This is a genomic window from Rhizobium sp. CFBP 13726, from assembly GCF_014841925.1.
Taxonomy (GTDB): Bacteria; Pseudomonadota; Alphaproteobacteria; order Rhizobiales; family Rhizobiaceae; genus Neorhizobium; species Neorhizobium soli.
The window spans coordinates 645,779-671,486 of record NZ_JACYUU010000002.1; the positions used below are offsets into that span (position 1 = coordinate 645,779).

A 25,708-nucleotide genomic window follows, 5' to 3' on the forward strand; every position below is an offset into this window, starting at 1 on the left:
GCAGCAAGCACGCCGGCAGACTGGCACCAGATGTGCGGGATCGTCCGCGCAAAGGCTTTCAGAAAGAGGATATAGAAAGGAATGAGCTGGCGCGCAAGAGAAGCCCGTTCACCCCATCTGCGCCCTCAGTGTCAGAGAGCAGCAACATCAGGACTGGAAGTTCGCGTGACGCAGGGCCGTCTCCGCGACGGCGCCGTTTGCGTGCCCGTTGCTGTTGCTCGCACCTTCGGCCCTTAGACGAGGCAGCGCTGCCGGATATTCCCGCTGAACGAAGTCGATGATCTTCTCGCGCATCTCGCAACGCATGTCGAACGTCTTCGGCGCGTTGTTGGCGGAGATCAGGATACGGATCTCCATCACGCTTTCCTTGAAATCCGTCACCTGAACATTGACCACGCGCCTGTCCCAGATCTTCGACTCGTTCGCGATTTCCTCGACCCTGCGCCTGATGGCGCTGACGGGAACGGAATAGTCGAGATAGATCATCACGGTGCCAATCAGGGCCGAGCCTTCGCGGGTCCAGTTCTGGAAAGGGTTCTCGATGAAGTAGGAGAGCGGCAGGATCATGCGCCGCCAGTCCCACAGCTTCACCACCACATAAGTCGAGGTGATTTCCTCGACATTGCCCCACTCCCCTTCGACGATCAGCGCATCGTCGATGCGGATCGGCTGCGTGATGGCAAGCTGGATGCCGGCAAAGATGTTTTTAAGCATGGGCTGCAGGGCAAGACCCAGCACGATACCGGCGACACCGGCGGAGGCGAGCACGCTGACGCCGTATTGCTGGACGGCCGGGAAGGTCATCAGCATCGCGGCAACCGTGACGATGACGATCATCGCGCCGGCAATGCGCTCGGCAATCCGCGACTGGGTCACGTGGGTGCGGGCAAGAAGGTTGTCTTCCGCATCCAGCTTGAAGCGGCGCAGATAGACCGTCATCCAAATATGCAAAGCCGTCTTTGCGACCCAGCCGAGCACGAGGATGAAACCCAGCAGCAGCACATGCCGGATAATTTCGGCGGGTCGAGCCGCAAGCGGTGCGATAGATGATGCAAACGATACAGTGAATGTCAGAACCGTCAAACGCATCGGCCGGCGCCCGCGCGACACCAGCGATCGCCAGAACAGGTCCTTGTCTTCCACCAGCCGCTTGAAGATACCGAACGCGAAACGGTGGATCGCCAGACCAATCAGGACCGCGCCCACGAGAAGGCCGACGCTCACCATCCAGTTCGGCAGCCAGTCGGTATATTGACGAAACTCTGTAATCAAAAAATCCATCCAACCGATTTAGGGTGCAGTGCAGCATGAAACACCCCTGCCGCAAAAATTTCACAGTTGCGGTGTCTTCATGGCGGCCGTTGGGAGATGATGCGAGGAGCGCGGCATGACTGTCGATAACGGAAAATCCGACCTGACCCGGTTCGTGGATGCACAAGACCCGGTCTACGCGCAGGTCATGAGCGAACTGCGAAACGGCCGCAAAGAGTCGCACTGGATGTGGTACATTTTCCCGCAGATCGCCGGTCTTGGTCCCTCGATCATGTCACAACGCTTCGCACTTACCTCTCTGGAAGAAGCCCAGACCTATCTCGACCATCCGGTGCTTGGACCACGTCTCCTCGAATGCACGCACGCCATGCTTCCGCATGAAGGACTTACGGCGCGCACCATCCTCGGGTCCCCCGACGACATGAAGTTTCGCAGTTCGATGACGCTGTTCGATAAAGCCGCAACAGAAAAGGGCTCGCCTTTCGAGCGAGCCCTTGAGAAGTTCTTCGGCGGTCAGCGCGACGACAAGACGATCGCGCTGCTGGGAATTGGCTGATCAGGCAGCCGACTGGATGGCCGAGACCTTCCAGTCATTGGCCGGCTTGCGCACGAAGGTCCAGATCTCGACCGTTTCCGTGACGGCATTCGGATCCCCTTCGGCGACAGCGCCGGTGTTGCGATCGCTGAGGAAGTCGACGCTCGAGTAGCGCATCGCAACCGTTGCGTATTCCTGGCCGTTTTCGCGCCAAGCTTCCGAAAGGTCGCCCTGCAACAGGGTCACGTCGCGGACTTCGTTCTTCACGCCGTTGGTGGCGTTTTCACCAAGCTCTTCAGCCAGATAGGACATGGCTTCCGGCGTGGTGAGATTGCGAAGCTTTGCGTAGTCTTCCGCGCCATAGGCAGCCTGGACATCCGTCAGCATCTTTTCAAAGAGGCCGAGATCGCGACCGGTGATACCGACTTCATCCGTGTCGGGACCCGCCTGACGCGGAGCAGACGCCGCCTGCGTGGCACCGAAGCCACCTATCGCACCGCCGCCAGAACCGATCTTAGGGATCTGGAAGCCGCCACCGTTGTTCTGCGGTGCCTGATAGGCATGGTTGTTGTTGTCACGGCTGTTACCGCCGAAACCGTTATCGCGCGCGTTGCCGGCAGGACCCGCCGGGTGCTGCTGCTGGCGACGACGGGCGAAGAAGCGGAAGGCCAGCATGGCAAGACCCGCGATCAGCGCGATCTGCAACAGCATGCCGAACATGCCGGCCATACCGCCAAAACCGTTGCCCATCATCATGCCGAACAGGCCACCGAGAGCCAGACCGCCAAGAAGACCACCCGCCATGCCGCCGAACAGGCCACGACGCGGCTGAGCCGCCTGGGCGCCTGCGCCGTTAGCAGGAGACGCTGCGTTCTGCTGCGTGTTGGGCGTCATCGAACGATTGATGCCGGTCGCCGTGCCTGGTGCCGTGTTCGTGGTCGGCGGCGGTGCGAATGTGCGTGTACCGCGGCTGCCGAAGCTGGAACCGCCGCCGGCGCGGCGCGCCTCCGCCATATCGACGGCTGTTAGCGAAACTGCCATTCCGACCGCGAAGATCGCGAAGAGTTTCTGGAAACGCCGAAGCTTGGATAACATTGGTTTCTCCTCTGGCCGCCCGATGCGGTCGTGATCCTAGATATAGAGAGTGGCAGGCGAGAATTTTAGAGCCACCACCATCTTTTCCCGCCGAAGTAGATATCGGACGATGAAACGGGAGCCAAGCGATGCAAATACAACCATCGGGAGATTTAGCGTATGGACCGATCACATCGGCTTGATCACAACGAAAAAGCCCGGCGCGCTGGCACCGGGCTTTGTCTTGGTCATCCGGGAGGATGGTTTATTCGACGTTGAAGACCAGCTGGCGGGCCTGACGGATCGCCGGGTTGGCGGTCAGGCGGGCGAGCACGTCGTTCGAAACAGGACCATCGACATAAAGCAGCGCGATCGCATCGCCGCCATCCTTCTCGCGGCCGAGATGGAAGTTGGCGATGTTGACGCCGGCATCACCGAGCGTCGTGCCCATGAAGCCGATCATGCCAGGTACGTCGGTATTGGAGATGTAGACCATGTTGGCGCCGACATCGGCGTCCATGTTGATGCCCTTGATCTGGATGAACCGCGGCTTGCCGTCGGAAAACACGGTGCCGGCGACGGAACGGCTCTGCTTGTCGGTGGTGACCGTCAGCTTGATGTAGCCGTCATAGACACCGGTCTTGTCGCGCTTGACCTCGGACAGGACGATGCCTTTTTCCTTGATCATGATCGGCGCGGAAACCATGTTCACGTCTGCCACCTGGTTACGGATCAAACCAGCCAGAAGCGCGGAGGTGAGCGCCTTGGTGTTCATTCCGGCCGTTGCGCCATCAAACAGGATCTCGATTTCCTTGATCGGATCTTCCGTGACCTGACCAACGAAGGCACCGAGAACATCGGCAAGACGGATGAACGGCTTCAGGATCGGTGCTTCTTCAGCGGTGATCGAGGGCATGTTGATGGCGTTGGAAACGGCACCCTTGACCAGATAGTCCGACATCTGTTCAGCCACCTGCAGCGCAACGTTCTCCTGGGCTTCCGTGGTGGAGGCGCCCAGATGCGGCGTGCACACGACGTTGTCGAGGCCAAACAGCGGGCTTTCCGTCGCAGGCTCGACTTCGAACACGTCGAAACCGGCACCGGCGACATGGCCGGACTTGATGGCTTCTGCAAGCGCTGCCTCATCGACGAGACCGCCGCGGGCGCAGTTGATGATCCGCACGCCCTTCTTGGTCTTGGCAAGGTTTTCCTTGCCGAGAATGCCGCGGGTCTTGTCGGTCATCGGAACATGCAGGGTGATGAAGTCGGCGCGCGCCAGTAGATCGTCCAGCTCGACCTTCTCGACGCCCATGTCCAGCGCGCGTTCAGCCGAGAGGAAGGGGTCGTATGCGATGACATGCATGCCGATGCCGATCGCCTTCTTGCAGACGATGCCGCCGATATTGCCGGCGCCGATGACGCCAAGCGTCTTGCCGGTGATTTCGACACCCATGAACTTCGACTTTTCCCACTTGCCGGCCTGCGTCGAGGCATCGGCCTGCGGCAACTGCCGGGCAACGGCAAACATCAGCGCGATCGCGTGTTCAGCCGTCGTGATCGAGTTGCCGAACGGCGTGTTCATGACGATGATGCCGCGCTTCGAGGCAGCCGGGATGTCGACATTGTCGACGCCGATACCGGCGCGGCCGATGACCTTGAGGTTGGTCGCAGCAGCGATCAGCTTCTCGGTCGCCTTTGTGGCGGAACGGATGGCGAGGCCATCGTAATTGCCGATGATTTCGGCGAGCTTGTCCTTGTCCTTGCCGAGCTTCGGCTGGAAATCGACTTCGACGCCGCGATCGCGAAAGATCTGGACAGCGGTTTCGGAGAGTTCGTCGGATACGAGAACGCGAGGTGCCATGGGTTGGGCTCCTGATAAGGGGTGTAATCTCTAAATGCGGATGAAACGGTGCCGCGTCCCTAGACGGGTGAGCGGCGGCACCGGAATTCGATCAGGCAGCGGCCTTGGACAGCGCGGCCTTCTGCGTTTCGAACGCATAGGTGAGCCACGGCATCAGCGCCTTCATGTCCGCCTCTTCGACGGTGGCGCCAGCCCAGATGCGCAAGCCCGACGGTGCGTCGCGGTAAGCGCCGACGTCGAGTGCGACGCCTTCCTTTTCGAGGATTGAGGTCACGCCCTTGGCAAAGGCTGCCTGTGCGTCAGCGTCGAGAGCGGCGACATCGGCATCGGCGATCTTCAGGCAGACCGAGGTGTTGGAGCGGGTCTCATCGACCTGCGCCAGATTGGCGATCCAGTCGTTGGCCGCCACGAAATCGAAGATCACCTTCGCATTGGCGTCGGCACGGGCGATCAGCGCCTTGAGGCCGCCGAGCGACTTTGCCCACTGCAGTGCATCGATATAGTCCTCGACGCAGAGCATCGACGGCGTGTTGATCGTCTCGCCCTTGAAGATGCCTTCGGAAATCTTGCCGCCCGAGGTCATGCGGAAGATTTTTGGAAGCGGCCACGCCGGGACGTAGCTTTCAAGACGGGCGACAGCGCGCGGCGACAGGATGATCATGCCGTGGCCACCCTCGCCGCCCAGCACCTTCTGCCAGGAAAAGGTGGTGACATCGAGCTTGGCGAAATCGAGGTCCTGCGCAAATGCGGCCGACGTTGCGTCGCAGATGGTGAGGCCCTTGCGGTCATCAGGGATGAAGTCGGCATTCGGAACGCGAACGCCAGATGTCGTGCCGTTCCAGGTAAAGACCACATCACGGTCGAAATCGATAGTGGAGAGGTCGGGAAGCACGCCGTAATCGGCTTCGATCTTGCGGACATCCTTCAGCTTCAGCTGCTTCACCACGTCGGTGACCCAGCCGGCGCCAAAGCTTTCCCAGGCGACCATGTCGACGCCGCGCTCGCCGAGCAGCGACCACATCGCCATTTCGACGGCGCCGGTGTCGGATGCGGGAACGATGCCGATACGGTAATCGGCCGGAACGTTCAGAACTTCACGGGTGAGATCAATGGCCTGCTTGAGCTTGTCCTTGCCAACCTTGGCGCGGTGCGAACGACCGAGCGGGGCATCGGAGAGAGCGTCGAGCGACCAACCGGGGCGCTTCGAGCAAGGGCCAGAAGAAAAATGGGCGTTATTCGGACGCAGGTCCGGCTTTGCGGCATTGGCCATATGTATACCCTTCCAGGTAATTGGCTCCTCGTTGGGGAGGAGTGTCCCGCCGCTGTGGATAGTGGAAAGCCGAGAAAAGCGCAAGTCTGCAGGTGATATTTTGGCACCGACCATGCAAATTCGTGCTGCATCATGCAGAACGGTTCGGGAACGAGTTGCCCCAGTTGACACAGGGCTGACACACCTACGTTCGCTTGACGTTCACGGTGACCGGGCCTTGAGTGCGCTCTTGGCTAGCCGTTACCTGAGACCGACGCGGAAAATTAGATATTCGTTTGTTCTTGCCTTGTTCTTTTTCGACGACCAATTTAGGTTTGCCGTCATGAGCGAGATCGGGACCATAGGCGACGCATTTAATCAGGGTTGGCAGCTCTCGGCCGCCTGCCGCCATGGCCTTGTCGACACGGGCGGCAGCAGCCGCAAATGCGACTGGAAGTACAATCTCGACATGACGACATTGGTCGCTACCCGCGGGCGCGACTTTCCAATCGATCGCGTATCTGAGCGCCTGCGTTGCCCCAGATGCGGCAGTCGCAAGATCTCAGTTTTTTTCGTCACGCCGTCGATGCCGACTCGCAGAACGGCGAATCGCTGACCTGCCGCAAGGACGAGATATCGGGAAGAGAATGAGACTCAAGACAGTAACAACAATCGCGATCCTGAGCTGGGCAACGCCAGCAGGCGCGATCGATATTTGCAAGGGCGGAAATCGCGCCGAGCGGCGAGTGACCTGCGTCGTCGACGGTGACACCATATGGCAGAACGGCGTGAAAATGCGCCTGCTTGAGATCGACACGCCAGAGACGTTCGAAGCGCAGTGCGATCATGAGAAGCATTTAGGAGAGAAAGCGAAGCTGCGGCTGCAGGCGCTTATGTCAAAAGGGTATCAACTAGACGACAGCGGAGCAAAGGATCGCACTTCGGATCGCCGCAACCTGGTGCATGTCATTCTGCCCGACGGCAGAGATGCCGGGAAGGTATTGATCAGCGAAGGACTCGCGCAGCAATGGCCGAACAAGGGTAACCGGTGGTGCGAAGGCCTGCAAGGCAACGGGAAGTGATGTGCCGACTAGGGCTGGCTGACGTGCTGTCGCTGGAATCGGCCGCGGCGTTCCCGTGGTTCCTTGAAACGTTCTGGTCAGATGAACCGGAACCGCGCAAGGCCACCGGCCCACCAGCAGTTCTACTAGTCGAATCCATTGCCATTACCCGCTATTGTTCACCGCGAAAGGCGGAGTGCGATGCGCAAAATGAATCCTGAGGAGATCCCCGCGTTCGTCAACGATGTGGTCGCGACTGGCTGCAACATCACAGGGATTGCGGGCGTAGGTTATATCATCGGCGATGCGGACCTTCCTGATGACCGGCTTGAAGAGGTCATGCCGAAGCTTTCTGCGATCACCGAAGGTTACGGCAAGCGCGACCACCTGCTGGAAGAAATCACCAAGTATCTCGTCTCGATCGGTCGGAGCTATCCTCCGCCGGAGATGCAATAGCGCAAGGCGACTGCACGCACTGCCGAGTCGCGCGACATTCTGGCCACTGTGCGGAAACATGTTGGAAAATAATATGCGTATTGCGCAAATTGCATCGAAAACGCAAAAACATTACCGACTTGTTAATTGACGCTTAACTCCTACATAGGTATCACCATGATACACAGCGCGGGAACGTAACAACGTCTTCGCGCGAAGGAGCAGCCGTGACCGACGACCCTTGGACGCCACCCCAAGCTACCATTAAACTCCGCGAAATTGCCCGACACCGGTCACTGGAGATGACGTACAAACGTCACGCGACTGAGCGACTAGGCGAGCGCAACCTTGTTGTGTCGGATGTGTTGTACGCACTGAAGAACGGGTTCGTTTACATCGATGCCGAGGCGGCGACACGCCCTGGGTATTTCAAATACCGCATGGAGTGTAGGACGCCCAATAGCGGAAGCCGGTCTATAGGAGTGATCGTAATCCCCGAGCACTCCGGTTATTGCCTCAAGGTCATAACTGTAATGTGGATTGATTAATTCGGGCGCAGGACTGCCTCGATAATTGGAGAGAACAATGAGTAAAGTCGATCACCACTACACCGAATGCGGCCTGACGAATGTCTTCATCGCCGGCATCGAGGTGCAGGTTGACGACGACGGTGATGAAGTCATCACCATCCCGGCCGTCAATGAACTGCATATGGTTATCGCTGACGGGATCGTACGCCACGAAAAAGGCATCACGGGTGAGGAGCTGAGATTCCTGCGGACGGAAATGGGCCTTACCCAAGCTGAACTCGCAGGCTTCGTAAACCGTGACAAACAATCAGTCGGCCGCTGGGAACGAGGCGAGGTCGAGATCGACAGCCTCGCGGAAACAATGATCCGCCGGCTGGCAATCGAGAAACTCGGACTTACAAACGCTGGAATTGAAGAACTGTCACGCCGAAGCGTGCCAACTGCCGAACCACAACCGATCCAGATAAGCAAGGTCAACGATAACGATCGCACGTACGAACTGATCGCTGCTTAAAACAGAGTCCCGCCGAGGCGGGACTTTTGCATTGTAGTCCCTCATTCAGCTTACGGCCACGAAAGGTATCAATATGCCTACTGAGAGCCCCAAAATTGAGATCGTAAACGGATATCAAGTGATCGAAGCATCGACGAACTGCTTCAAGGTTTTCACGGACGACCACCAGATGGGGGGCGATTTTTCTACGTTGTCCGACGCCGCTGCCTATGCTCGCAGTTTGGAAAGTCGAAACGTGCCGAGAAGCGGCATTTGACTACTCGTTGGCTGTTTACCCGAAATGGTGATACCGCATTCTATCAAGTCGGGCAGTACCTCTACACCCAAAATGGGAACTGCGTTTTTTTTGAAAAAGACGGCTGGTTCTTCAAAACGAACGGCGGCGATCCGGCGTATTACGTCAGTGACAACTGGCTGTTTACTCCCAAGGGAGATCCCGCGTACTACTACGGTGATGTCGCCTAACTTCCAGGGGAGGATGCGATCCGCTCACGCTCGACGCGATCAAGTCGCTGCCTGAGATCCATGATGACGTCTCTCGCCCCGTAGACGCTGCCTTGAGCTTGCTTCAGCTCATCGACCTGGCGCTGTTGATCTTGGAAGCGCTGGTCATAATTCGCCCATATCCTAGTGAGCTCTTCGCGTGGCACCTGAGCATCACGGACCTCTTTCAGAGAACCCTCCATTCGGGCCCTATCCTCCGCACTGCGAGCTGTTCGCCATTCCATTTCTTTCTGGGTCACCATCTTGTCGACGATGGTCGAAAGTGCTGATGAGGTGCCGGAGGCCTGCCCTTTCGCGTCTTCGCGAATCTGCGTGATATTGTCCTTAATGGGCTGCAGCGCGAGATAGCCTAGCCCCCCGAGGATCGAGACGGACACAGCGCACAAGCTGATCAAGACCGGCCACTGCGTTTTGGACCCACCACGGATGTCGTCGACTAAACCGCGGATCTGAGACGCAATTTCGGAGAAACCCTGCGTCATCCGGGAATCGACTTGTGCAATCTGGCGGGACTGGTTGTCTACCCGCTCGCCCAACTGTGCATACTTCGCTTCCGGATCAAAGCCGCCGTTTGGCATGTCGTTTCTCCCAGTCATTCGTATTTAACCCTCTGGCATTTTCGCGCGATGGCGGGTGTTGACTCGTCGTAAAGATTGAGAACATAGTAAGAACGAAAACGCCGCATGAAGTCGGCAATCACATCCTTTTTGAAGGCGAACACGTGCACCGTCCGCGAGCGAGAACCCGTGTCCGAACGACAGACGAAACCTGCTATGCCGCTTCCAACACTCCGAGACTATCGCGCCGACACCATCGAAATGGTGTGCAGCCCATGCGCACGTGAGGGCGTCTTCACCCACAAAAGCCTGGTCAAGAAATTCGGAGCGGACGCCGAGTTCGTGCAGATCCGACGCATTCTGGCGATGGGATGCGAGCACGCTGGGACCGATAAATGCAGGGCGAGATTTCCCTGCCTCCTGCAGGCACACATCCTTTGGGAGCCACGCCGATGAGCGACGAAACCAGGACAGCCCAGAGCCGGCCAGCATCCCTCTACGTCCATTGGTGCCGCATCCCCTCATGCAAACAATGGGGCGGCTTCGGCTTCTCAAACAATCGGGGCGAGCCGCAATGGTGGTGCTGGGAGCACTACCCACACAAACCGAACAACGCACGCATTGAAGCTGCCGAGATTGCTGAGATGCTGCGGTGAGCATACGTTCAAACTCGCGGCAGCTAGAAAGACATGCTGATCACCGGAGTTTCAATTCATGGCGGTAGAGCATTTAGAATGGCAAGGTTTCAAACTAACGATGCAAGATCGCTCAGTGTTGCTAAGGGCACTATCGATCTCGAAAGAGAACTCTTCTTTGAGCGATCACCAACTTATTGAATTCAGCAAGGCGTTAGGGAAATTCAGTGATGATTTGGAACTCCGTTCGCCTCTTGCGTTCAGCCGCACGGCCATCACCCCCCTGCATGTTCCTACGCTCAGCCACGACGCTGCGGCCTATAAATTTACGAAGGATGAAGCGGTCCCTTTTTGGCTGGCTGGATCTATCCGCCTTCACCCGCTGACATACTATCATGTGATTGAGAACGACAACGCTAGAGACGTGCGCGAGGGCTTCGGTCTGGTCAGTCTCCGGTCTGAAAAACGTGAAATGAGCGTTGAGCTGTTGTCAGGCTTCAACTCCTATGTGATCTGCACATCGTCGGATGCGAGAAAGAGTGAAAGGGTTGAAAGGCACGCTAAATTCGGACCGCGGCTACTGCGGATAAACAGGGCGAATGAGTTCGCAGAGAAAGTCGGACACCTCCTGGGCGCTTCCCGGGTCGTTGTACGTGATGTTGCCTATTCGGACTCGAAAATAGTACGCGGCGAGAGTGACCTTGCCGACGCACTCGCAGAGTTCGACGTCGGTGACGAATTCCAGATGGCCATGTTCGAGTACCTCGCCGATCACCGTGTCGATCAGTTGGTAGAAGCAGCTGAAGCAGCATCCGCCTTCACAAAGCCAAATCATTACAGGGTAGAACGAGAACGCCGCTTCCTATTCGCGATGGATCGGGACGTTGACGGTTCGATTGATGTTCAGAGCGACGAACTCGCCGAGCACATTGAGCTGATCACATGAGATCACCGCCAGCTGGCGAACACGTCCGGTCTAGACCTCCCGGGCCCTACGGTAAGTATCAGATAAATAGACCAACGAAGTACGCGAGAGCATCATGGCGAAATCAGAGACAAGCGCAGGCTTCAATGCTTGGTGGAACTTGCTTCGAGAAGAAACCAAGAATGGGATTGATCGCCGGGTCGCATAAATGGTCTTCGTGGCGGGCTGCCGTCATCGAACGAATCCTCCAAGGAATACATATCGATTTCGAGCCGGTCGCTGGATTGTCACGGTGACCGCAGACACTGTCGAAGATGCCCGCGTGAAGGCCGCAGAAAAGCTGGACCAGCGTGCGGAAAAGCTGGACCAGCGTGCGGAAAAGCTGGGGGCCACCCCTCCGCCGAGCGGTTGGCTGCTAACGAAGCTTGCAGGCTCAGCCTGAAAGGCAGATGTGCCGTAAGTTCGAATAGACCGGACGCGACAGCGTTCGGACCAATGGCCCGCTGGATAACTTCGAATCACAACGATGCTCGATTAAGAAAGCAAAATACAGACGCCCGAAATTTACCAAATCATTCCATTCTACTTTACTTATCCACACAAATTTGTAACTTTCTTAACAGAAGATAAATCCGACGTTAGGAATGTGCGCATGTACATCGTCTCCCGCATGTTGAAGCCGATCGTAGTTGCAGTGATAATGTTTATATCGCTGCATTATCTGGGGCTCTCCGTTGTCCAAGCTCTATTGGTATGCTTGATCCCGCTGGCTCTTGGCTGGCTGAACATATTAACCGAAGTTGGTTACTTGCTGACTGCTGTCTTCATGATGGCCGCAATTGGCTGGGCCGTCGTGCCGACGGACGTAAAAGCCGCAGTTGTTCAGAATGTTAAGCTTGTTCTCGACGATTTCGCAAATCGCGATGCCGTCACCACACCAACAGGCACCTGATATATTAGGTTGCTCATCGCTATAGCTGCAGCGCATCCACCGGTGTAGGGGATGGGGTCGCAGCTCCGAAGGCGATGCCAAATGATCAAGCGACAATAGACGCTGAGCGCTACACGAGAGAGCTGAGAGGCTTGCACATAACGTACCTTCTCACGCCAGTATGCAAAGGCTCGAGGCGCATCTCTAACTACCCGTCTCAGCGATATCCAGCCTCGTCCTACTGCCCTGTCTGTTTCTGGAGCTCTTCCTGAGCTTCGACTAGGGCCATCGACATCAGATACGAAAGCATGTCCCAGCGACGGTTACGACTGGACATTTCGATCATCATTTTTAGGTATTCAATTATCCTCTGAAGCTCATCCATGTAGATCCCCATCCCACATAATTGCGGATGGTAGCACTGGTGTAGTTTTACGCAAATCAACTTGAATAAAAAATCTCGTCCTAGACTAGGACTGGAAATCTGTGCGCGTCAGAGCGATCGATTTATCCTTATGACGCATTCAATAGCCCGCCGGACGCGCAAGTCCGGCGAGTTGCAGGATTAGCTTGTTGGCGGGAGCGCCAAGTCATGCTGGCTTGTTGGCTGGAGAGAGATAGACAAAGGCGGCGTTAATCGCCGTCATCAGGCCCGCCGTGATCTGCGCCTGGCTGAAGCCGAAGGCGGTGCAGGTCTGCACCTGGTCGACGAGCGCGCACTCGGCAACGCCGGTCCACCTGGTTGCGACGTAGGCGAGCAGGATGGCAACGAGATTGCCGACCAGCGCACCGATGAGCTTGCTGTACTGAGACATGCGAATACCTTTCTGGGGTTAAAGCTTGGACTGCACCATGGCGCGCATCTGGTCGCCGATCGCGGCCGCGCCTTGGATGGAGGTGTCGAACGGCAGGCGGGCGATGTCCCACTTGCCCTTCTGCTTGATGCCGAGGTTCGTCTGCACTTCGGCATGGCTGAGAACTGTCTTGCGGCTGACCTTGATGCCGTAGCGCTTGCACAGCTGCGCCAGGACGTTTGCCAGCTCGTCCCACTGGACGCGCGTGATCGGCTGCTTACCGGCCCTGAAGGGGCTCTCGACGGCGCCCGCCATGCCGCAGAGCGATACGCCGATGAAACCGGTGTTGCAGTTCAGCGTGTGAGCCGCATAGCCGGCCTTGGCCTTCGGCAGGCTATTCAGATCAATCGACGGGACGCCGCGGACGTGCTTGCCGTCGCTCTCGATCAGGAGATGATAGTGAGAGCGGTCGAGGTCGCTCGCCTTGTTCTGGCCGGCCGTCCAATGGAAGACGATGCCGATGAACTTGGCATCGGGCATCCAGGTGGCAGGGATTACCCTGTCCTTTATGTCGACCGTGGTCGTGGGCACCGGAGGCGGCATCGAGGTGGTCGGCGCGTCGGCAGGGCTTCGAAGCTTCTCCAGCTGGTCGAGCGCCGCGTTGAAGGCGTCATCGGCCTCGTCGCCGTAGTCGCCATCAGCGCCGTATTTCGGTAGCCAGAAGCCAAGCATCAGCAAGCGCTTCTGCGTTTTCTGCAGAGACGGGTTCATGTCAAATTTTCCTTTGAGATTGCCCCGTTTCAGAACGGCGGCTGTTGGATCTATAGAAGGCGGTAACGCTGCGCGCCATCAGGCAGGAACCGGAAGCACCGTCGTGCTTTCGGAGATGAGCGGAGGTTTCGATGGACAAATTTTCAACGGTATTCGCAGTGTTGGCCGCGTTCCTTGCGATGGGCTTAGTCGCAATGGACTTCCTTGCGTACTGGTGACCAACGAGGAGGGGCGGTTAGATCTGGCCGTTGTGCTCGTCTGATGATCAGCTACAAACTAATGCGTCGCGGTTGCCTTCCCCTAAAGGACCCCCTCCCGCGGCGGAGGCCCGGCGCGGTGGACCTCGCGTACAGCGGGCGCCGGGTCTCCTAAGTAGAAACCGCATCTGGCCAAACAATTTTCACGCGCTAGCTTCTGTGATGCCGTGGCCGTCTTCCTTGATGCCCACCACGGCAGAGGCTCGGCGTTGGGTCTCCGGTTCCCTACAGTAAGCGCCGAGCCTCAACTTCTCGCTATTGGTGGTCACAAATTATGCGCTAGACCCTATCGTAGAGGCGTTGTGGTAGCCAAATGTTTCGGATCATCCGTATAACCCTAAATCTCGCTGTGATCTTCGCGGCCTGCTTCTGGTCAATATGTGCAATGTCGCTAACCATATGGTTGGTGCTATGGTCGCTGAATCTCAAAGGTTGTGAGCTTGGCGAAGAATTTCCGATCTTTAGTTGCTCTTTCAGCTGGTATGGATCTCTCATCGTCGAGCTAAATGGCATCTGGGTACTGCAGACGTTTATCGCTCTCGCGCCAATGCATTCGTTTCTCGTAGACCCGCTTGGGTTATGGTTCCTGTTTCCAATAACTTACTTTTGGATCGCGACAGTCGTACTGCTCTTTCAGGTCGTGAAGCGTATAGCCTTCCGTAGGGCGCGATCTAGCGAATCAGGCTAGCGCTCGTTACGTTTCCGACGCCGTGGCAATCTCGACAGTTGCTGCGGTAGAGGCTCGGCGATGGGGCTCCAATCCCGAGGCGACCGCCGAGCCTCGCCCTTGCGCAGCGCTGGAGCCATGGCCTAATCCGGCCAGGCGATCTCAGGCATCCCGCCGACGAACTCGGCGATAGTGGGTGCGGCGCTCTCACCGGCCTCTACGGAAGACAGCAGCGAGAACATGTACAGCAGACAGGCATCACGCCACGCAATGAACGTATTGGCCTCTGCCGCCCACGCCGGGTTAGTGCTGATCGCGTAGGCGGTGATCGTATAACGGCTGTCGTACTGACGCTGGCCGGCAACCTCGTCGAGGTGAGCATCGAACGCACCCTTGTAGGCGGCCAGACCCGCATTTTTCGCCTCGGCGGCTTTCTGCGCAGCGGTCACGAACATGCTCGGATCAGGTGTCCACATTGTCTATCTCCACGACCGGGTCGCTCGGTATCAAGAGATCACCGTCTTTAGGGTCAGTAAGGGGTTCTGGGAAGGCAACAGCTTGAGATGGGTTGCTGCCATGGGGAAGGATCAGCGTGAGGTGGATCTGGCCATCAATCCTCTCGACCGGGCCGGCGATCCATTCGCATGGTACGTTCCCGTACGGGATGGTAGCGCCGTCAGGGAGGGAGATGAAGCTAAACAGCGCTCCGTTGATCCGGAGCTTGTCGCCGTCCTTGACGACCTTGAGCGATCCTTCACGGCGCTGAGGTGTGAACGCGATTTTCATCAGAACCACCTTCCGATTGCTTGGAAGTAAATGCGAATATTGCTGCCAGACAATGCGATCGGCGCGAAAACAGGGCAGCCGTTTAGCTGCGAAGCCGATGCAGCACCAACGCCCGTCCAAGCGGAGTTGCTCGCCGCCGAGGTCGAGACGGCGGGCGCAGCTGCAAAAGCGGCAGGATAAGACCATGCACCCACGCTCGTGGAGTCGCGATGGATCGAACCAACCGCGCCTGTCGTGATCGAGTAGACTGCATTGTAGGTGCAGATCTGGGTACCATCTGCAAACCGGACATACTCACCATTCGCCGTGCTGCCACGCTCGACGATCGCGCCAGTTGGAATACCGCCACTCTGGGAAACCGTTCCAACCATGTCCTGCATGACGGCGGTGTTGGCCCCTGTCGACCGGATGAACTTTCCATTGCCGCCGGTCAGGCCGATGATTGCACGACCATGGGCGACCAAGTCCGTCAGCGACGCCACTCCGGCACCTGTGTAGTAGGCAAGCTTGTTCGCGGCAGTCGTCAGGGCACCGATCGAGAACAGGTTGCCGTTCGTCAAGGCATCGAGGACTTGCCGGGCTGCCGTCAGCGCTCGCGTGGCATCCGAAGCGAAGCGCACCTCATAGACATCGGCCGAGCGGGCCGTTCCCGGCCAAGCGTACGCCAGCGTCAAAGACGTGTTGCTGTTGACAGCGGCAATACGAACAGAAAGCCCGGCCGCCCAGAATATGTCACCCGCCTGCAAGCCAGAAGTCAGCCAGCTCGTTCCCTGCCCGGTCACCGCCGTGCCGTTGGCATTCACCGTCGCAGTGCCGGTGTTATAGGATGTCGGTAGAGCCATCACGCTTCTCCTTCAAGGAGTGGCGCAGCGGCCAGTTCCAGCTTCAGGCTTTCGAGCTCTTCCTGGCTGCGGGCCAGAGCATCGCGGAGTTCCGCAACACCTTGCGCCAAGATCAGAACGCGGTTTTTGAGCGTAGCCGAAATGGCTCGCTCTTCCTGAAGGGCGACTTCAGGCGAGATATTGACGGTTGTCATGGGGTTTTCCCTGGTTACTGGGGGATGCCGAGGATGTAGTAGCGAATGCCGATGATCGGATCGACGGGATAGTCGTATTGCCAGCCTCTGGAGTCGGTGTACTGCTCTGCCTGCGGGTTGCCCCGGAAAGTCCAGAAACGCGCGACGTTGCCTTCGATTTCGCAGTAGCTGGAATTGCCCTGGTGGTACGTCGGCGAACCACGGTAGTTTTGGGTTATGAGCGTCTGCGCAAACTTGACGAGCTTGCCCAAAGTCGGATGCTGGTGAACCGTCATGTATTTGACGACAGGGAAGAACCCATCGGCGTTGATGTTGACCTCGAACGACTGGCCTGTGTTCTGGTTTGACGGCTCCACATTGGAGCGCGAAGCTATCGTCCTGTAGCCCTCTGCGAGGATCTGGATGCACGGCCAGCGGCTATCAAGCATGATATCGCGGAAGGCCGGGTTTGCCCCTGCGCCCGGACGCAGAAGCTGCATGACGTTCTGGCCGCCGGCGGTGAACTGGCGGAACACCTTGTTCGTGCCCGTCGTCAGCGGCGACCTGTCATTTGCAAAGACGATAAACCTGCAGCGGACAGCGGACGACTGCGTGTTGTTGAAGAAAATGCTCGACCCGCTGAACCAGTATTCGCATTCAAGCGAAGTCCCGCGGCGGCTCATGGGGAACGTGAGCGCTTCGCCCGAATAGAGGAACACGTCGGCGAGCATGTTGGCAGTCACCGGGAAACCGAGGTTATAGCTCGATACGCCTGCAGGTAGATTGATGTCGTCTGCACCGATCGCTGAAAGCGGACGGCCTGCGCTGTCGAAAGCCAGCTGTGTCGGGGTTGCCGTCCTGACGTCGTAGCCGGGCTTAGCCACGCGGCAGAAGTCCTTCGTGATCTCGACCGAGCGCTGCCCAGCAACAGGAGCCTTCGGCGTCCCATCCAAGATAGGCGTGTCATCGCCGGGGAGCCGCCAGACGATCAGCTCTTTCTCGAACTGGTTGGCGTCAGTGGAAGCATACCGGTCGCCATAGTACAGGATGCCGTTGCCAACGGCGCCGACCCATTGCTCCGCCGCTGCATTGGTCTGTGGACGGTTTTCGAACCACATGCTTGTGCCGCGGTCGAAGGTTTCGAAATAGCTAGTTCTCTGCCCTAGATTGTCGTCAGAGCCATCGCGTCTTACCCGCGAAATCTCGATATAGCGGCCACCCGAAAGCCGCCTGGTTTTCAGGTCGAACAATGGCAACGAATACGGAAGATCGGGGAAGTTCGTGTTTCTCATGGCGATCAGGAACGCGCCGTTTAGAGAGTTCTTGTCGTAGGCCTTCCTGTACGAATTGATGTTGGTGCCCGACGGCAGGTAAGCCCGTCCGTTCACAAAAGGCTGGCTGTCGGTGGCGGCCAACTTTACGTCAGCCGCCAGCTTTGAGTTGTAATAGAAAGACGACCGGTTCGCGTCGGGTTCGGTCACGGGGTTTATGCTCCCCTTCGTGATCTTCACACATGCCGCGCCGACGCTGTCCGTCCCGATGAGCATTTTCGTCATGAACTCACTACGATCCCGTTCGTGTCGATCTTGGTCTTGCCGATCTCGATCGTTCCGGCGTTCACGAGCCCTATGTTTGCGATGGCCAGAACCAACTCGCCCCCCTCGAAAACGAAGGGCTGTTTCTTCGATGTCCCGTTCAGAATTGCGAAACGGTCGGCATTGACAAGGAACTGCGTCGGCTCTGACACGTCGGTTGGGACGTCCATGTACCAGCCGGCGGTTCGCCATCCCGCGCCGCTAGAGACTCGAGCCTGTGCAGCGATACGGGCAAAGCCGCTAGGCCCGGACGTTGCCGTCATCCGGAACCTGGCATCAGCCGAGACGTCGTCCACGCGCGACGTCACTGTCGACAGGCTGTCCGATACCGCCGAGATCTGGCCTTCTGCTGTGCTCACGCGGGTCGTGAGCGCAGTAAGTGCTGACGCGCTCGCCTTCGTCCCAACAACGCCTTGTAGGTCGCCGAGATCGCTCTGAAGCGAGGTGATCGCGCTAGAGGCGCTACTGATGTTGGCTTCCGCGGACGTTACGCGCGTAGTGAGCGCGGTGAGAGCCGATGCGCTTGCTTTGGTGCCCACCACTGTAGTGAGACTGCCTAGATCACTCTGAAGCGATGTAATGGCACTCGACGCACTGCTAATGTTTCCTTCGGCTGCCGTGACGCGCGTGCTGAGAGCGCTCAACGCAGTCGAAGTCGCAAGGCCTGGCAACACCGACTGCACCTGAGTTACGGCTCGGGCTACGATATCGATGCTGTTGTTGGTCAGGGTTATCTTGGTGTCGAGGACGTCACTTGCGTCCGCGGTGACCTTCAGCGCACCCATTGTGCCAAGGAAATTGGCGAAGTCCTGCTCGATCGTTTCGCTGGCAAGCGGCCATATCTCGTTTCGGACGGCTCGAATATCGCCACCCTGCGAAACTAACCCACCACCGCCCAGAGCCTCGACCTCAGCCGACAACTCATTGACGACATCGATACCCGCTTTACCATCAAGTGAGACTGCTAGCGCATCAAGCGAAGTCGCCTGTGCGTTGATCAGCCCCTCGTTATCGGTTACGCGGGCTTCGAGGACCGAAACGCCTGTAGCGACTGCACCAAGACCGGTCTCCGGATCGTTGAACTCCGCTTCAAGAGCAACGAGACTGCTTGCGATTGCTTCGTCCTGATCGATCCTGGCAAGGCGCTCGGCTGCCAGCTCAGCACGGGAGGCGCCGGGGGACGGAGCGCCGACCGAGATCCAGTCGATAATGAAATAGTCCGTAGCAGTCTGGGCCGCTGAGAGGTCGATCCTGATCTGCGCAATCAAGCCGGACCATTCCGGGTTGAACGTGATCAGCCCGATACCGTTGGCATCATAGGCAGGTTCACCGACGACCGCGCGGCGCGCCGTGTCCCATGTCGTATCGGTGGATGCCTTCCAGTAGCAATACCCCTCCCATACGGGTGAGCCGAACTTGCGGATGCGCAACCTGACTTGCCGATACTTCGCGGCCATGACCTCTATAGCAGGCGAAGCTACATAGGGGTCCGTCGCAGCATTCGCCGGTCGTAGAAAGCCCGAGGCGACCGTTGGCGTGCCGTTACCGGTCCAACCGGAAGCGTCAACCTCGAAGTCCCATAGGTTGACAGGGTCAAACTGGTTGTCCGTGCCGGCCGATAGAAGCGAGATCTGTTGGGCAAGCGCAAGATCTCCATCGACGCGGGCTTCGTCAATATCGGTGATCTGCGCCGCAATACTGCTTGTCGAAGCTTCCAGCGTCGTCACGCGCTGCGATACCGCCGATGTATTCGAGGCTGCTACCGTGATCCTTTCTTCGAAAGATGCAAACCCACCTTCGACGCGGGCGGTTATGGCCTGACGAAGCTGCTCCTTGTCCCGGTAGTTTGCGAAATCCTGGTCGGCTGCATAGTCGCGTATCGCCGACATCTCATCGAGGATCGAACGATACCGGGAAGCGTTCTCGATAGCCCCGGATACCCTGTCACCGATCTCACTCGACAGGTCTATCACGACCTGATCGAAGTCGGCCTTGAAGCCCTCGTCGATCCAGCCCTGCAGCGTCTCTAGATCTTCTTTGATCTCTGCTGCGAGTTGGTCAACGGTGATCTGGATCGAGCCCGTCGCGACAGTCGTGGTCGCGTAGGGCGTCCATGTCTTGAAGCGGTCTGGAACCGTCGAGATCGTCGCGTGTGCTTGATAGATCAGCGTCGGCAACACGTTCGTCGTGATGATGAACTCACCGGCGTCAGGGTTCGGGCAAGACGTGGTGGACACATCCGAGCCGTCTGTCTGGGCCTGGTACTCGATGCGGACCGCAACAATCGTCGGGTCGTCCGGCGGCGTCCAGCGAAACCGCAGTGCTGGCTCCTGATACCCGCCATCGTTCTTTATCAGCCAGGCTTCAACCGTAAAGTTCTGGACCGTCGACAGGACCGATGGGTTCACTGGCGGGGTTGGCGGGATGACGACCGGGCCCGGCTCAATGTCCTCGTCGTCGTAGATATCAGCGCCGGTCTCAGTGAGCTTCAGTGTGACGCAGAACTGCTCGTCAAGACCCCACTCGGAGATCATCCACTCCCGGCCGCGCCAGGAAACCCACTCGCCCTCCTGGACACGGAAGCCGACCGATCGGCTTACTGGTAGCGTGGCGGTGGCACCCTTGCGGTTCTGCCGATACCGAATGTTGAGAAGATACTGGGCCAGATCGGGGTCGCTGACCTGCAGGAAGTCGTTCGACGTCTGGCGATTGCGTCCATCTTCTGCGATGTCGGCGTTCACGTAGACAGGCTTCAGGCTTTCCGGGTTCCACATCGACTCGATCGAGGTGAACTGTCCGGAGAGGTGGTTGAACCGCTCGAACGCTGATTTGCGGAACTGGATATCTTTCGCGCGGTCAACCGGAATATCGTTCGCCGTGATCTCCAGAACGGGGATCTGCGGTGCGCCCGGGATGACACCGGAAAGACCTCTACGATTGAGGCCGTAGCCTGCCATCGCATCTTCGAACTCGCGAAGAACTTCCGTGTGGTCATCGTCGCCGGTCACGAAGAGTGAGCACTGGTAGCGCTTCTTGCCGTCCGTGCGCAGCGCATCGCAGACGTTCATGGCGAGGAAATATGTCCCAAGATCCAACTGGCCGAGGGACTTGCCCTCACCGATCAGTGTGCGGCCAGAGACAAGCGCTCTGAGGCCAAGCTGATAGTTCAGTCGGTGAACAGCGGGATTGAGCGTGTGACGCCACGTAGACGGATCAGCGACCCTTTGCGTGCCCGATCCGCCGGCAACTGTCGAATCCTTGCGAGGGTCATACTCGCGCAGACCACGCAGCACGAACTCGATCCCCGGCTTGCCCTTCGTGCCGAAGAACTCTTCTGACCAGCGACGCTCGACAACCACATAGCAGATGCCAGCGTTGACGCTTGTCGTCTTCCACTTCTGGCCAAGATCCGCCGAGACGTCGACCAGCCGCTGATCGACGGGTTGACCAGGGCGCCCGTCGTAGAACCGGAGGACGAGCATGCCGTTCGGGCCGTCCAAGAAATCTTCAACGAAGTAGCGGGCGGTCTCGCCACCAACTGTAGGCTGCGAGATGAGAGACTTCTTCTCACCGAAGACATAGATGTAGGGTTCAAGCCCGTCGCACCATCCGTTTGCCAGCAGGAAGACGTCGGCGTTCAGGCGGTTACCCTTATCCCACTTGGCGTAAAAGACGCGCTGGCCCTTGGTCTTGCCGGTGCCATACAACGTTTGAGCGGAGATATCGCCGCCGTACTGGGTCTCACCCTGAACAGCCGAGTACTTCCGGGCCTTCGGCCGATTCAGGTACTGCATGCCGATCCGGGCAGCGAACGCCAGACCTGTGCTGATCACCGTCGCTGCGAGAGCGGATCCAGCAAAGAGCGCACCAGCTATGGCCGTGCCGATCGCAGTGAAAATTGCCATTCAGATTTTATCCGATGTGAAAAGCTGCGACGACGTCAGCGAGCGCGTGATCGGTTGAACCGTCAGGGGTTTTGGTTCGGAACCGGGTGCCGATGCAGATGGCGACATGCTCGGCGCCATCATCCAGCGTGAGAATTACGAGATCGCCGAACTGCGCTTCCGCTGGCGCCACAGGTGGGCGGCCGAGTTCTGTAGTCCAAAAGTCTGTGAGGCTCGAGAAGCCCCGCTTGCGAAGCGCCTTCTGCGCGCCCGTGAGCGTCTTGTAGGTTCCGGCATAGGCCCTTACCGTCGAACGACCCTCAAGCGCGTCCACGAGCGCGCATCCCATCATGAAGCAGTCGGAACGGGCGGGGTCGCCATAGGCGTACGGCTTCGCAAGCTCACGCTCGAGCGTGGCCTGTACAACACGGAATCGGTTCATGATTACTGAGCTGTCCTTTGGCCCCATTCCTCGGGAATGGTGGCATTGGTGGCGACGTATTCGAGGCCCGTATCGGTCGGGTCGTTGTCAAATTTCTGCTCGGCCATCGACCGTTTCACACCGGTGGAGCCTCGCGCCGATCGGCCAGGCGGCTGCAGGTCAATCGAGAGGGTCAGACTTCGTTCCGATCCCGACAGCGCACCCTCGTTGAACCGTACTTGGTCAATTTCATAGATGGACGAGGCAAGGATGCCGACGACCTGGTCCGTATCGGGGTTGCCGGCAAGGTGGGCGATGATCACCGGCGAGTTCTGATAGTTGAACTCCTCGATCGTCGCGACTGCGTCGTCTGGGTTCGATACCGGGATATTCGAGAACACGATCGTTCTCGTCGTGACCGCCGTTCCCAGAGCGCTTGTCATGCTTCCCATCTGAAGGAAACGGTTCGGCAAGTAGACAAGCCCGTTATAGGTATAGGGGCGACCGCCGCGGTGATAGCCGACAGACTTCCCGGGAAGATCGAACCGGATCAGGTCCAGGCGCGCGATGCGTCCGGCGATGACCAGCGCCTCGACGCTTGGGTCTAGAGCGCTCATGAGAAGAACACCTCGGTAGCCGTGAACGATGGAGACCGACTTGCCCACGATTTGGTGCCGTCGTAACTGCCTGGGTCGATCTGCATAGTGCAGGACGCCTTCTCGAAGTTCACGACGTTGTTGACGGCAAACACACCAGTATCGAGCCCGTATTTGATCGAGAGGGTGACGACGCCGCCGGTGCTTGCTGTCGATGCGGCCATTATACGGTGGAGCGATCGGACGAGGGGTGTTTTCCGGATCTCGACATAATCGCCTGAGGTAAGCTTGAACGAGGCAGGCAGACCAGAAACGACGATGGTTCTGCTGTTTGTGATCGACTGAAGAACGCCAGTCCCGACGAAGGCCCCGCCCCCAGCCTTGGTACCGGAAAGCGGGACACCGGTGTCGTGAGCGATCGGACGCGGTCGGAATGCGTCATGAGCAAGGAAGGTCTCGCCGTCGTCCCCTGCCTGCATCATGAAGGCGTCCATAACGCCATACTCCGCCCTCAGAAGCGGTCGCGGGACGTACCGGGCTGTCCAGTAGGGCGTGCCGAAAGATTGCGCCTCAGTGCGCCTCCCTTCCATCTGGTTCGTACTGCGGGGCCGGATCGGATCGAACTTGCATTCGACCCAGTCGCGCCGGCCACCGCCGAAGGTTGGGAGTGCGATAGGATCAGCCATTAAGCAGCCTGCCCATTCTGGTAAAGCGTGGCCTTATCCTTGTCGTACTGGTTGACCGCAGACTTCGAGACAGTGGCGGAGATGTTCTCAACCTTTGCCTGCCAGTTCCCGTTCTCGTCGACATACGTCCTGAAGTCACCAGTGACGCGGATTTCGCTTGGGGATGATGCCTGAGCCATGACAGACCCGCCCGAGTTCTGGTTCGCCGCCGATACAGTCTGATGGTTCGAAACGACCTGCTCACCACCGCGGAAGCGCACAAGCTCCGGTCCCTTCTCGCCGACCAAGGCAACGCCCGATCGAGCCGACATGGTCCCGTTCGCATACTTGGAGATGCCAGTATCAAAGCCGCTGTTGAGCCATGAAGGGGCCGAAGCACCGCTTCCCGAGCCACCGCCAGTGAACAACGAGCCGAGGAAGCCGAAGATACCACCGCCGCCGGCGCCACTCCCTGCGCCCGATACCTTGAACACGGCATCGAGAACGTCGTCGAGCAGCTTGTCGGTGATTTTGTCAAGGACGCCCATCGCCGCGTTGCCGAAGCTCTTCCAAAGTCCTTCACCGTTCTCAAGCCCTGAACGGAAGTCGTCGATGAAACCGCGGGTGGCATCCTTCGCGAAGTCCATCCGCTCTTTGATCATCTTCGTGCCATACTCAAGCGATGCCATCTGCTCGGCGAGGCCAGAGAGTTGCGACTTCTGGGCGTCGGTCAGCGTGATCCCCCGCTGTTGCGCCTGGTTGAGGAGATCGGTCTCGTACCGCAGCTTAAGAGCGGCCTCTTCAGTCAATCCAAGAGCGTCACGCTCAGACTGGAGAGACGCGATACGCCTGTTCGCGCTGTCAACAATGCTGTCGTAGCGCTCTGCCTCAGACTTACCGCCGCCGGCAGCCTTTTTCGACTTCTTCTCGTCGACCTTCGTCATCCATCCCGCAAGATCTTTGAGCGCCCCAGCCGCTTTAGAAGCGCCTTGCTGTATTCCGGTACTTAGCTGTCCGATCCAGTCCGTGCTCAGATCCTGTTGAATCTGCTTGTTCCGGTCGCCGACAGCCGATGACAGCGCGTCAGCGTATGGGTTTGCAATCTTACCGAAATCTACGTTGCCAATTTGACCGATCTGGATGCCACCAGGAAGCGATCCGAGCGTCGAATTTATGCTCTGGATCATGCCGTTAAGCATGCCGGTAGCTCCGTTGATCATTTGCTCGATCGCGCTGATCGTAGCGTTTGCAGCACCGATAGCGGCCGAGCCAATTATGTTCGGAAACTGATTCCACACGAACTGGAGGTCATGGAATGCGGCGACGAACGACCCAATAACGAGATTGGCTCCTTTCTTCGCGGCATCAACGATGTCAAAGCCCAGTATGCGCGTCAGCTCGTCGCGGAAGATGTTTGCCGCCGTCACCGCGGCAACGATTCCGGCAACGAAGGCAATTGCTGGGTTCGCGGCAAGGAAGGCGATCGCGACAACGCCCAACTGTGTGACAAGTCGGCCCAGCAGCGCGATGACCTGCACAACCCCGCCGATGATTGCAGGTGCGTACAGTAGAGCGAGAGCCGCCGCGGCAGCCACAGCATAAGGGGCTATCTCATCTAGAACGTCTGCCAAGGCTAGCAGCGCGCTTGCCGCGAGCTTTGCCCAGTTGACTGTCTGGATGCCAAGCGCAAACAACGTTGTCAGTGCGACAGCGACCAGGGTAACCGGTGACAACATCGCAAGAAACGCAGCCCCGAGGGCTTTCGCAAAACCTCCGGTCGTCGTCATCGCGACTTGCGCGATTTGGAGACCTTGCTGCATGCCGATAAGGCCGGCGCTCATCCCACCGGCGGCAGTCGTAACTATGTCGAAGCCCTGGGCGGCAAGGTTGGCCGTGTTGTGGTTTTTCGCTAGACCGGAAACGTTCTGGTTTGCAGCCCGTCCCATCATCTCGATCTGACGCGATGCCGACTGCGCTGCGGCCCCTTCGCTGACGTAGGCTTTAGCTGCAGCTTCAGCCGCACCAGATGCACCCCGGTTGGCAACAGCAAGCCCTTCGGTTGCTGCTTCCGCGCGAGCGGCGGCACCAGAGACCTTCGTGAGGTCGGCGGCGGCTTTGTCAGCACCCTGCGTCGTGACCTGGATACCAAGAGTTGCGACGTCAGCCATGATGTC

General features: G+C 58.3%; 28 protein-coding genes. 11 read left to right on the forward strand and 17 right to left on the reverse strand.

Translation table 11 applies throughout. The features are described from left to right. Positions 1 to 147: 147 nt before the first annotated feature. On the reverse strand, positions 148 to 1,281 hold the full coding sequence (locus IFT66_RS10220) for a mechanosensitive ion channel family protein (RefSeq protein ID WP_192077534.1): 1,134 nt from the start codon (positions 1,279 to 1,281) through the stop codon (positions 148 to 150). 106 nt (positions 1,282 to 1,387) lie between these two features. On the opposite strand from IFT66_RS10220, the gene IFT66_RS10225 reads away from it, so the two are divergent. Beyond that, a complete protein-coding gene (locus tag IFT66_RS10225; RefSeq protein WP_092659917.1) occupies positions 1,388 to 1,828 on the forward strand; it encodes a DUF1810 domain-containing protein in 441 nt (146 codons plus the stop codon). On the opposite strand, the gene IFT66_RS10230 is transcribed toward IFT66_RS10225, so the two are convergent. The 3 genes from IFT66_RS10230 to IFT66_RS10240 form a co-directional block, all read right to left on the reverse strand. Then, positions 1,829 to 2,902, reverse strand: coding sequence for a Tim44 domain-containing protein (locus IFT66_RS10230; protein WP_192077535.1), 1,074 nt, complete (start codon positions 2,900 to 2,902; stop codon positions 1,829 to 1,831). A gap of 244 nt (positions 2,903 to 3,146) precedes the next feature. Next, the gene (gene serA / locus IFT66_RS10235) at positions 3,147 to 4,742 is read right to left on the reverse strand and encodes a phosphoglycerate dehydrogenase (RefSeq protein ID WP_062460720.1); all 1,596 of its coding nucleotides are present in this window, start codon (positions 4,740 to 4,742) and stop codon (positions 3,147 to 3,149) included. Between the two features lie 91 nt (positions 4,743 to 4,833). Beyond that, complete coding sequence (locus IFT66_RS10240) at positions 4,834 to 6,012, reverse strand: phosphoserine transaminase (protein ID WP_062582435.1); 1,179 nt, start codon at positions 6,010 to 6,012, stop codon at positions 4,834 to 4,836. Positions 6,013 to 6,334: 322 nt separating this feature from the next. Here IFT66_RS10240 and IFT66_RS10245 point away from each other — a divergent pair, with 322 nt between their 5' ends. The 6 genes from IFT66_RS10245 (at position 6,335) to IFT66_RS10270 (ending at position 8,996) form a co-directional block, all read left to right on the forward strand. Continuing rightward, positions 6,335 to 6,607, forward strand: a complete 273-nt coding sequence (locus tag IFT66_RS10245) for a hypothetical protein (protein ID WP_192077990.1) — start codon at positions 6,335 to 6,337, stop codon at positions 6,605 to 6,607. A 31-nt stretch (positions 6,608 to 6,638) separates the two neighbouring features. After that, entirely contained in the window at positions 6,639 to 7,073 is a 435-nt protein-coding gene (locus tag IFT66_RS10250) for a thermonuclease family protein (protein WP_192077536.1), read from the forward strand. Between the two features lie 180 nt (positions 7,074 to 7,253). Then, positions 7,254 to 7,508 (forward strand): hypothetical protein, encoded by a 255-nt coding sequence (locus IFT66_RS10255; RefSeq protein WP_249406420.1) that lies wholly within the window; start codon positions 7,254 to 7,256, stop codon positions 7,506 to 7,508. A gap of 281 nt (positions 7,509 to 7,789) precedes the next feature. Then, positions 7,790 to 8,035, forward strand: coding sequence for a DUF4258 domain-containing protein (locus IFT66_RS23920; protein WP_446737899.1), 246 nt, complete (start codon positions 7,790 to 7,792; stop codon positions 8,033 to 8,035). 37 nt (positions 8,036 to 8,072) lie between these two features. Further along, positions 8,073 to 8,531 (forward strand): helix-turn-helix domain-containing protein, encoded by a 459-nt coding sequence (locus IFT66_RS10265; protein WP_192077538.1) that lies wholly within the window; start codon positions 8,073 to 8,075, stop codon positions 8,529 to 8,531. Positions 8,532 to 8,783: 252 nt separating this feature from the next. Next, the gene (locus IFT66_RS10270; RefSeq protein WP_192077539.1) at positions 8,784 to 8,996 is read left to right on the forward strand and encodes a hypothetical protein; all 213 of its coding nucleotides are present in this window, start codon (positions 8,784 to 8,786) and stop codon (positions 8,994 to 8,996) included. Here the strand turns inward: IFT66_RS10270 and IFT66_RS10275 are convergent. Then, positions 8,993 to 9,613: a hypothetical protein gene (locus tag IFT66_RS10275; protein WP_192077540.1), complete on the reverse strand. Its 621-nt coding sequence runs from the start codon at positions 9,611 to 9,613 to the stop codon at positions 8,993 to 8,995. The two genes, IFT66_RS10270 and IFT66_RS10275, sit on opposite strands and share 4 nt — an antisense overlap. Before the next feature lie 431 nt (positions 9,614 to 10,044). Here IFT66_RS10275 and IFT66_RS10280 point away from each other — a divergent pair, with 431 nt between their 5' ends. The 4 genes from IFT66_RS10280 (at position 10,045) to IFT66_RS10295 (ending at position 12,104) form a co-directional block, all read left to right on the forward strand. Then, on the forward strand, positions 10,045 to 10,248 hold the full coding sequence (locus IFT66_RS10280; RefSeq protein WP_192077541.1) for a hypothetical protein: 204 nt from the start codon (positions 10,045 to 10,047) through the stop codon (positions 10,246 to 10,248). A 58-nt stretch (positions 10,249 to 10,306) separates the two neighbouring features. Next, positions 10,307 to 11,173, forward strand: coding sequence for a hypothetical protein (locus IFT66_RS10285; protein WP_192077542.1), 867 nt, complete (start codon positions 10,307 to 10,309; stop codon positions 11,171 to 11,173). Between the two features lie 271 nt (positions 11,174 to 11,444). Then, positions 11,445 to 11,594 carry a hypothetical protein gene (locus IFT66_RS10290; RefSeq protein WP_192077543.1) on the forward strand — a complete coding sequence of 50 codons (150 nt, stop codon included), beginning with the start codon at positions 11,445 to 11,447 and terminating at the stop codon, positions 11,592 to 11,594. A 210-nt stretch (positions 11,595 to 11,804) separates the two neighbouring features. Next, positions 11,805 to 12,104, forward strand: coding sequence for a hypothetical protein (locus IFT66_RS10295; RefSeq protein WP_192077544.1), 300 nt, complete (start codon positions 11,805 to 11,807; stop codon positions 12,102 to 12,104). 569 nt (positions 12,105 to 12,673) lie between these two features. On the opposite strand, the gene IFT66_RS10300 is transcribed toward IFT66_RS10295, so the two are convergent. The 12 genes from IFT66_RS10300 to IFT66_RS10355 all read right to left on the reverse strand — a co-directional run bounded on the left by IFT66_RS10300 (position 12,674) and on the right by IFT66_RS10355 (position 25,702). Continuing rightward, positions 12,674 to 12,898: a hypothetical protein gene (locus IFT66_RS10300; RefSeq protein ID WP_192077545.1), complete on the reverse strand. Its 225-nt coding sequence runs from the start codon at positions 12,896 to 12,898 to the stop codon at positions 12,674 to 12,676. An 18-nt stretch (positions 12,899 to 12,916) separates the two neighbouring features. Next, positions 12,917 to 13,648, reverse strand: coding sequence for a peptidoglycan recognition protein family protein (locus tag IFT66_RS10305; protein WP_192077546.1), 732 nt, complete (start codon positions 13,646 to 13,648; stop codon positions 12,917 to 12,919). A gap of 1,067 nt (positions 13,649 to 14,715) precedes the next feature. Then, positions 14,716 to 15,048 (reverse strand): hypothetical protein, encoded by a 333-nt coding sequence (locus IFT66_RS10310; protein ID WP_192077547.1) that lies wholly within the window; start codon positions 15,046 to 15,048, stop codon positions 14,716 to 14,718. Beyond that, complete coding sequence (locus IFT66_RS10315) at positions 15,035 to 15,358, reverse strand: hypothetical protein (RefSeq protein ID WP_192077548.1); 324 nt, start codon at positions 15,356 to 15,358, stop codon at positions 15,035 to 15,037. The genes IFT66_RS10310 and IFT66_RS10315 overlap by 14 nt, the downstream gene beginning before the upstream one ends. Continuing rightward, on the reverse strand, positions 15,358 to 16,200 hold the full coding sequence (locus IFT66_RS10320; RefSeq protein WP_192077549.1) for a hypothetical protein: 843 nt from the start codon (positions 16,198 to 16,200) through the stop codon (positions 15,358 to 15,360). Before IFT66_RS10320 ends, IFT66_RS10315 begins: the two co-directional genes overlap by 1 nt. After that, the gene (locus IFT66_RS10325) at positions 16,200 to 16,394 is read right to left on the reverse strand and encodes a hypothetical protein (RefSeq protein ID WP_192077550.1); all 195 of its coding nucleotides are present in this window, start codon (positions 16,392 to 16,394) and stop codon (positions 16,200 to 16,202) included. The genes IFT66_RS10320 and IFT66_RS10325 overlap by 1 nt, the downstream gene beginning before the upstream one ends. A 14-nt stretch (positions 16,395 to 16,408) precedes the next feature. After that, positions 16,409 to 17,854: a hypothetical protein gene (locus tag IFT66_RS10330; protein ID WP_192077551.1), complete on the reverse strand. Its 1,446-nt coding sequence runs from the start codon at positions 17,852 to 17,854 to the stop codon at positions 16,409 to 16,411. 71 nt (positions 17,855 to 17,925) lie between these two features. Next, entirely contained in the window at positions 17,926 to 21,873 is a 3,948-nt protein-coding gene (locus IFT66_RS10335) for a phage tail tip fiber protein (protein WP_192077552.1), read from the reverse strand. A gap of 7 nt (positions 21,874 to 21,880) precedes the next feature. Beyond that, positions 21,881 to 22,294: a DUF6950 family protein gene (locus tag IFT66_RS10340; protein WP_192077553.1), complete on the reverse strand. Its 414-nt coding sequence runs from the start codon at positions 22,292 to 22,294 to the stop codon at positions 21,881 to 21,883. A 2-nt stretch (positions 22,295 to 22,296) separates the two neighbouring features. Beyond that, the gene (locus tag IFT66_RS10345; RefSeq protein ID WP_062581274.1) at positions 22,297 to 22,890 is read right to left on the reverse strand and encodes a hypothetical protein; all 594 of its coding nucleotides are present in this window, start codon (positions 22,888 to 22,890) and stop codon (positions 22,297 to 22,299) included. Next, positions 22,887 to 23,555: a hypothetical protein gene (locus IFT66_RS10350; RefSeq protein ID WP_192077554.1), complete on the reverse strand. Its 669-nt coding sequence runs from the start codon at positions 23,553 to 23,555 to the stop codon at positions 22,887 to 22,889. Before IFT66_RS10350 ends, IFT66_RS10345 begins: the two co-directional genes overlap by 4 nt. After that, the gene (locus IFT66_RS10355; RefSeq protein ID WP_192077555.1) at positions 23,555 to 25,702 is read right to left on the reverse strand and encodes a phage tail length tape measure family protein; all 2,148 of its coding nucleotides are present in this window, start codon (positions 25,700 to 25,702) and stop codon (positions 23,555 to 23,557) included. The genes IFT66_RS10350 and IFT66_RS10355 overlap by 1 nt, the downstream gene beginning before the upstream one ends. Positions 25,703 to 25,708: the final 6 nt, after the last annotated feature.

Bases quoted from the DNA above. Each gene is read 5' to 3' on its own strand.
- IFT66_RS10220 (WP_192077534.1), bottom strand. From the start codon at position 1,281: ATGGATTTTTTGATTACAGAGTTTCGTCAATATACCGACTGGCTGCCG.
- IFT66_RS10225 (WP_092659917.1), top strand. From the start codon at position 1,388: ATGACTGTCGATAACGGAAAATCCGACCTGACCCGGTTCGTGGATGCA.
- IFT66_RS10230 (WP_192077535.1), bottom strand. From the start codon at position 2,902: ATGTTATCCAAGCTTCGGCGTTTCCAGAAACTCTTCGCGATCTTCGCG.
- serA (WP_062460720.1), bottom strand. From the start codon at position 4,742: ATGGCACCTCGCGTTCTCGTATCCGACGAACTCTCCGAAACCGCTGTC.
- IFT66_RS10240 (WP_062582435.1), bottom strand. From the start codon at position 6,012: ATGGCCAATGCCGCAAAGCCGGACCTGCGTCCGAATAACGCCCATTTT.
- IFT66_RS10245 (WP_192077990.1), top strand. From the start codon at position 6,335: ATGAGCGAGATCGGGACCATAGGCGACGCATTTAATCAGGGTTGGCAG.
- IFT66_RS10250 (WP_192077536.1), top strand. From the start codon at position 6,639: ATGAGACTCAAGACAGTAACAACAATCGCGATCCTGAGCTGGGCAACG.
- IFT66_RS10255 (WP_249406420.1), top strand. From the start codon at position 7,254: ATGCGCAAAATGAATCCTGAGGAGATCCCCGCGTTCGTCAACGATGTG.
- IFT66_RS23920 (WP_446737899.1), top strand. From the start codon at position 7,790: ATGACGTACAAACGTCACGCGACTGAGCGACTAGGCGAGCGCAACCTT.
- IFT66_RS10265 (WP_192077538.1), top strand. From the start codon at position 8,073: ATGAGTAAAGTCGATCACCACTACACCGAATGCGGCCTGACGAATGTC.
- IFT66_RS10275 (WP_192077540.1), bottom strand. From the start codon at position 9,613: ATGCCAAACGGCGGCTTTGATCCGGAAGCGAAGTATGCACAGTTGGGC.
- IFT66_RS10280 (WP_192077541.1), top strand. From the start codon at position 10,045: ATGAGCGACGAAACCAGGACAGCCCAGAGCCGGCCAGCATCCCTCTAC.
- IFT66_RS10285 (WP_192077542.1), top strand. From the start codon at position 10,307: ATGGCGGTAGAGCATTTAGAATGGCAAGGTTTCAAACTAACGATGCAA.
- IFT66_RS10295 (WP_192077544.1), top strand. From the start codon at position 11,805: ATGTACATCGTCTCCCGCATGTTGAAGCCGATCGTAGTTGCAGTGATA.
- IFT66_RS10300 (WP_192077545.1), bottom strand. From the start codon at position 12,898: ATGTCTCAGTACAGCAAGCTCATCGGTGCGCTGGTCGGCAATCTCGTT.
- IFT66_RS10305 (WP_192077546.1), bottom strand. From the start codon at position 13,648: ATGAACCCGTCTCTGCAGAAAACGCAGAAGCGCTTGCTGATGCTTGGC.
- IFT66_RS10310 (WP_192077547.1), bottom strand. From the start codon at position 15,048: ATGTGGACACCTGATCCGAGCATGTTCGTGACCGCTGCGCAGAAAGCC.
- IFT66_RS10315 (WP_192077548.1), bottom strand. From the start codon at position 15,358: ATGAAAATCGCGTTCACACCTCAGCGCCGTGAAGGATCGCTCAAGGTC.
- IFT66_RS10320 (WP_192077549.1), bottom strand. From the start codon at position 16,200: ATGGCTCTACCGACATCCTATAACACCGGCACTGCGACGGTGAATGCC.
- IFT66_RS10325 (WP_192077550.1), bottom strand. From the start codon at position 16,394: ATGACAACCGTCAATATCTCGCCTGAAGTCGCCCTTCAGGAAGAGCGA.
- IFT66_RS10335 (WP_192077552.1), bottom strand. From the start codon at position 21,873: ATGGCAATTTTCACTGCGATCGGCACGGCCATAGCTGGTGCGCTCTTT.
- IFT66_RS10340 (WP_192077553.1), bottom strand. From the start codon at position 22,294: ATGAACCGATTCCGTGTTGTACAGGCCACGCTCGAGCGTGAGCTTGCG.
- IFT66_RS10345 (WP_062581274.1), bottom strand. From the start codon at position 22,890: ATGAGCGCTCTAGACCCAAGCGTCGAGGCGCTGGTCATCGCCGGACGC.
- IFT66_RS10350 (WP_192077554.1), bottom strand. From the start codon at position 23,555: ATGGCTGATCCTATCGCACTCCCAACCTTCGGCGGTGGCCGGCGCGAC.
- IFT66_RS10355 (WP_192077555.1), bottom strand. From the start codon at position 25,702: ATGGCTGACGTCGCAACTCTTGGTATCCAGGTCACGACGCAGGGTGCT.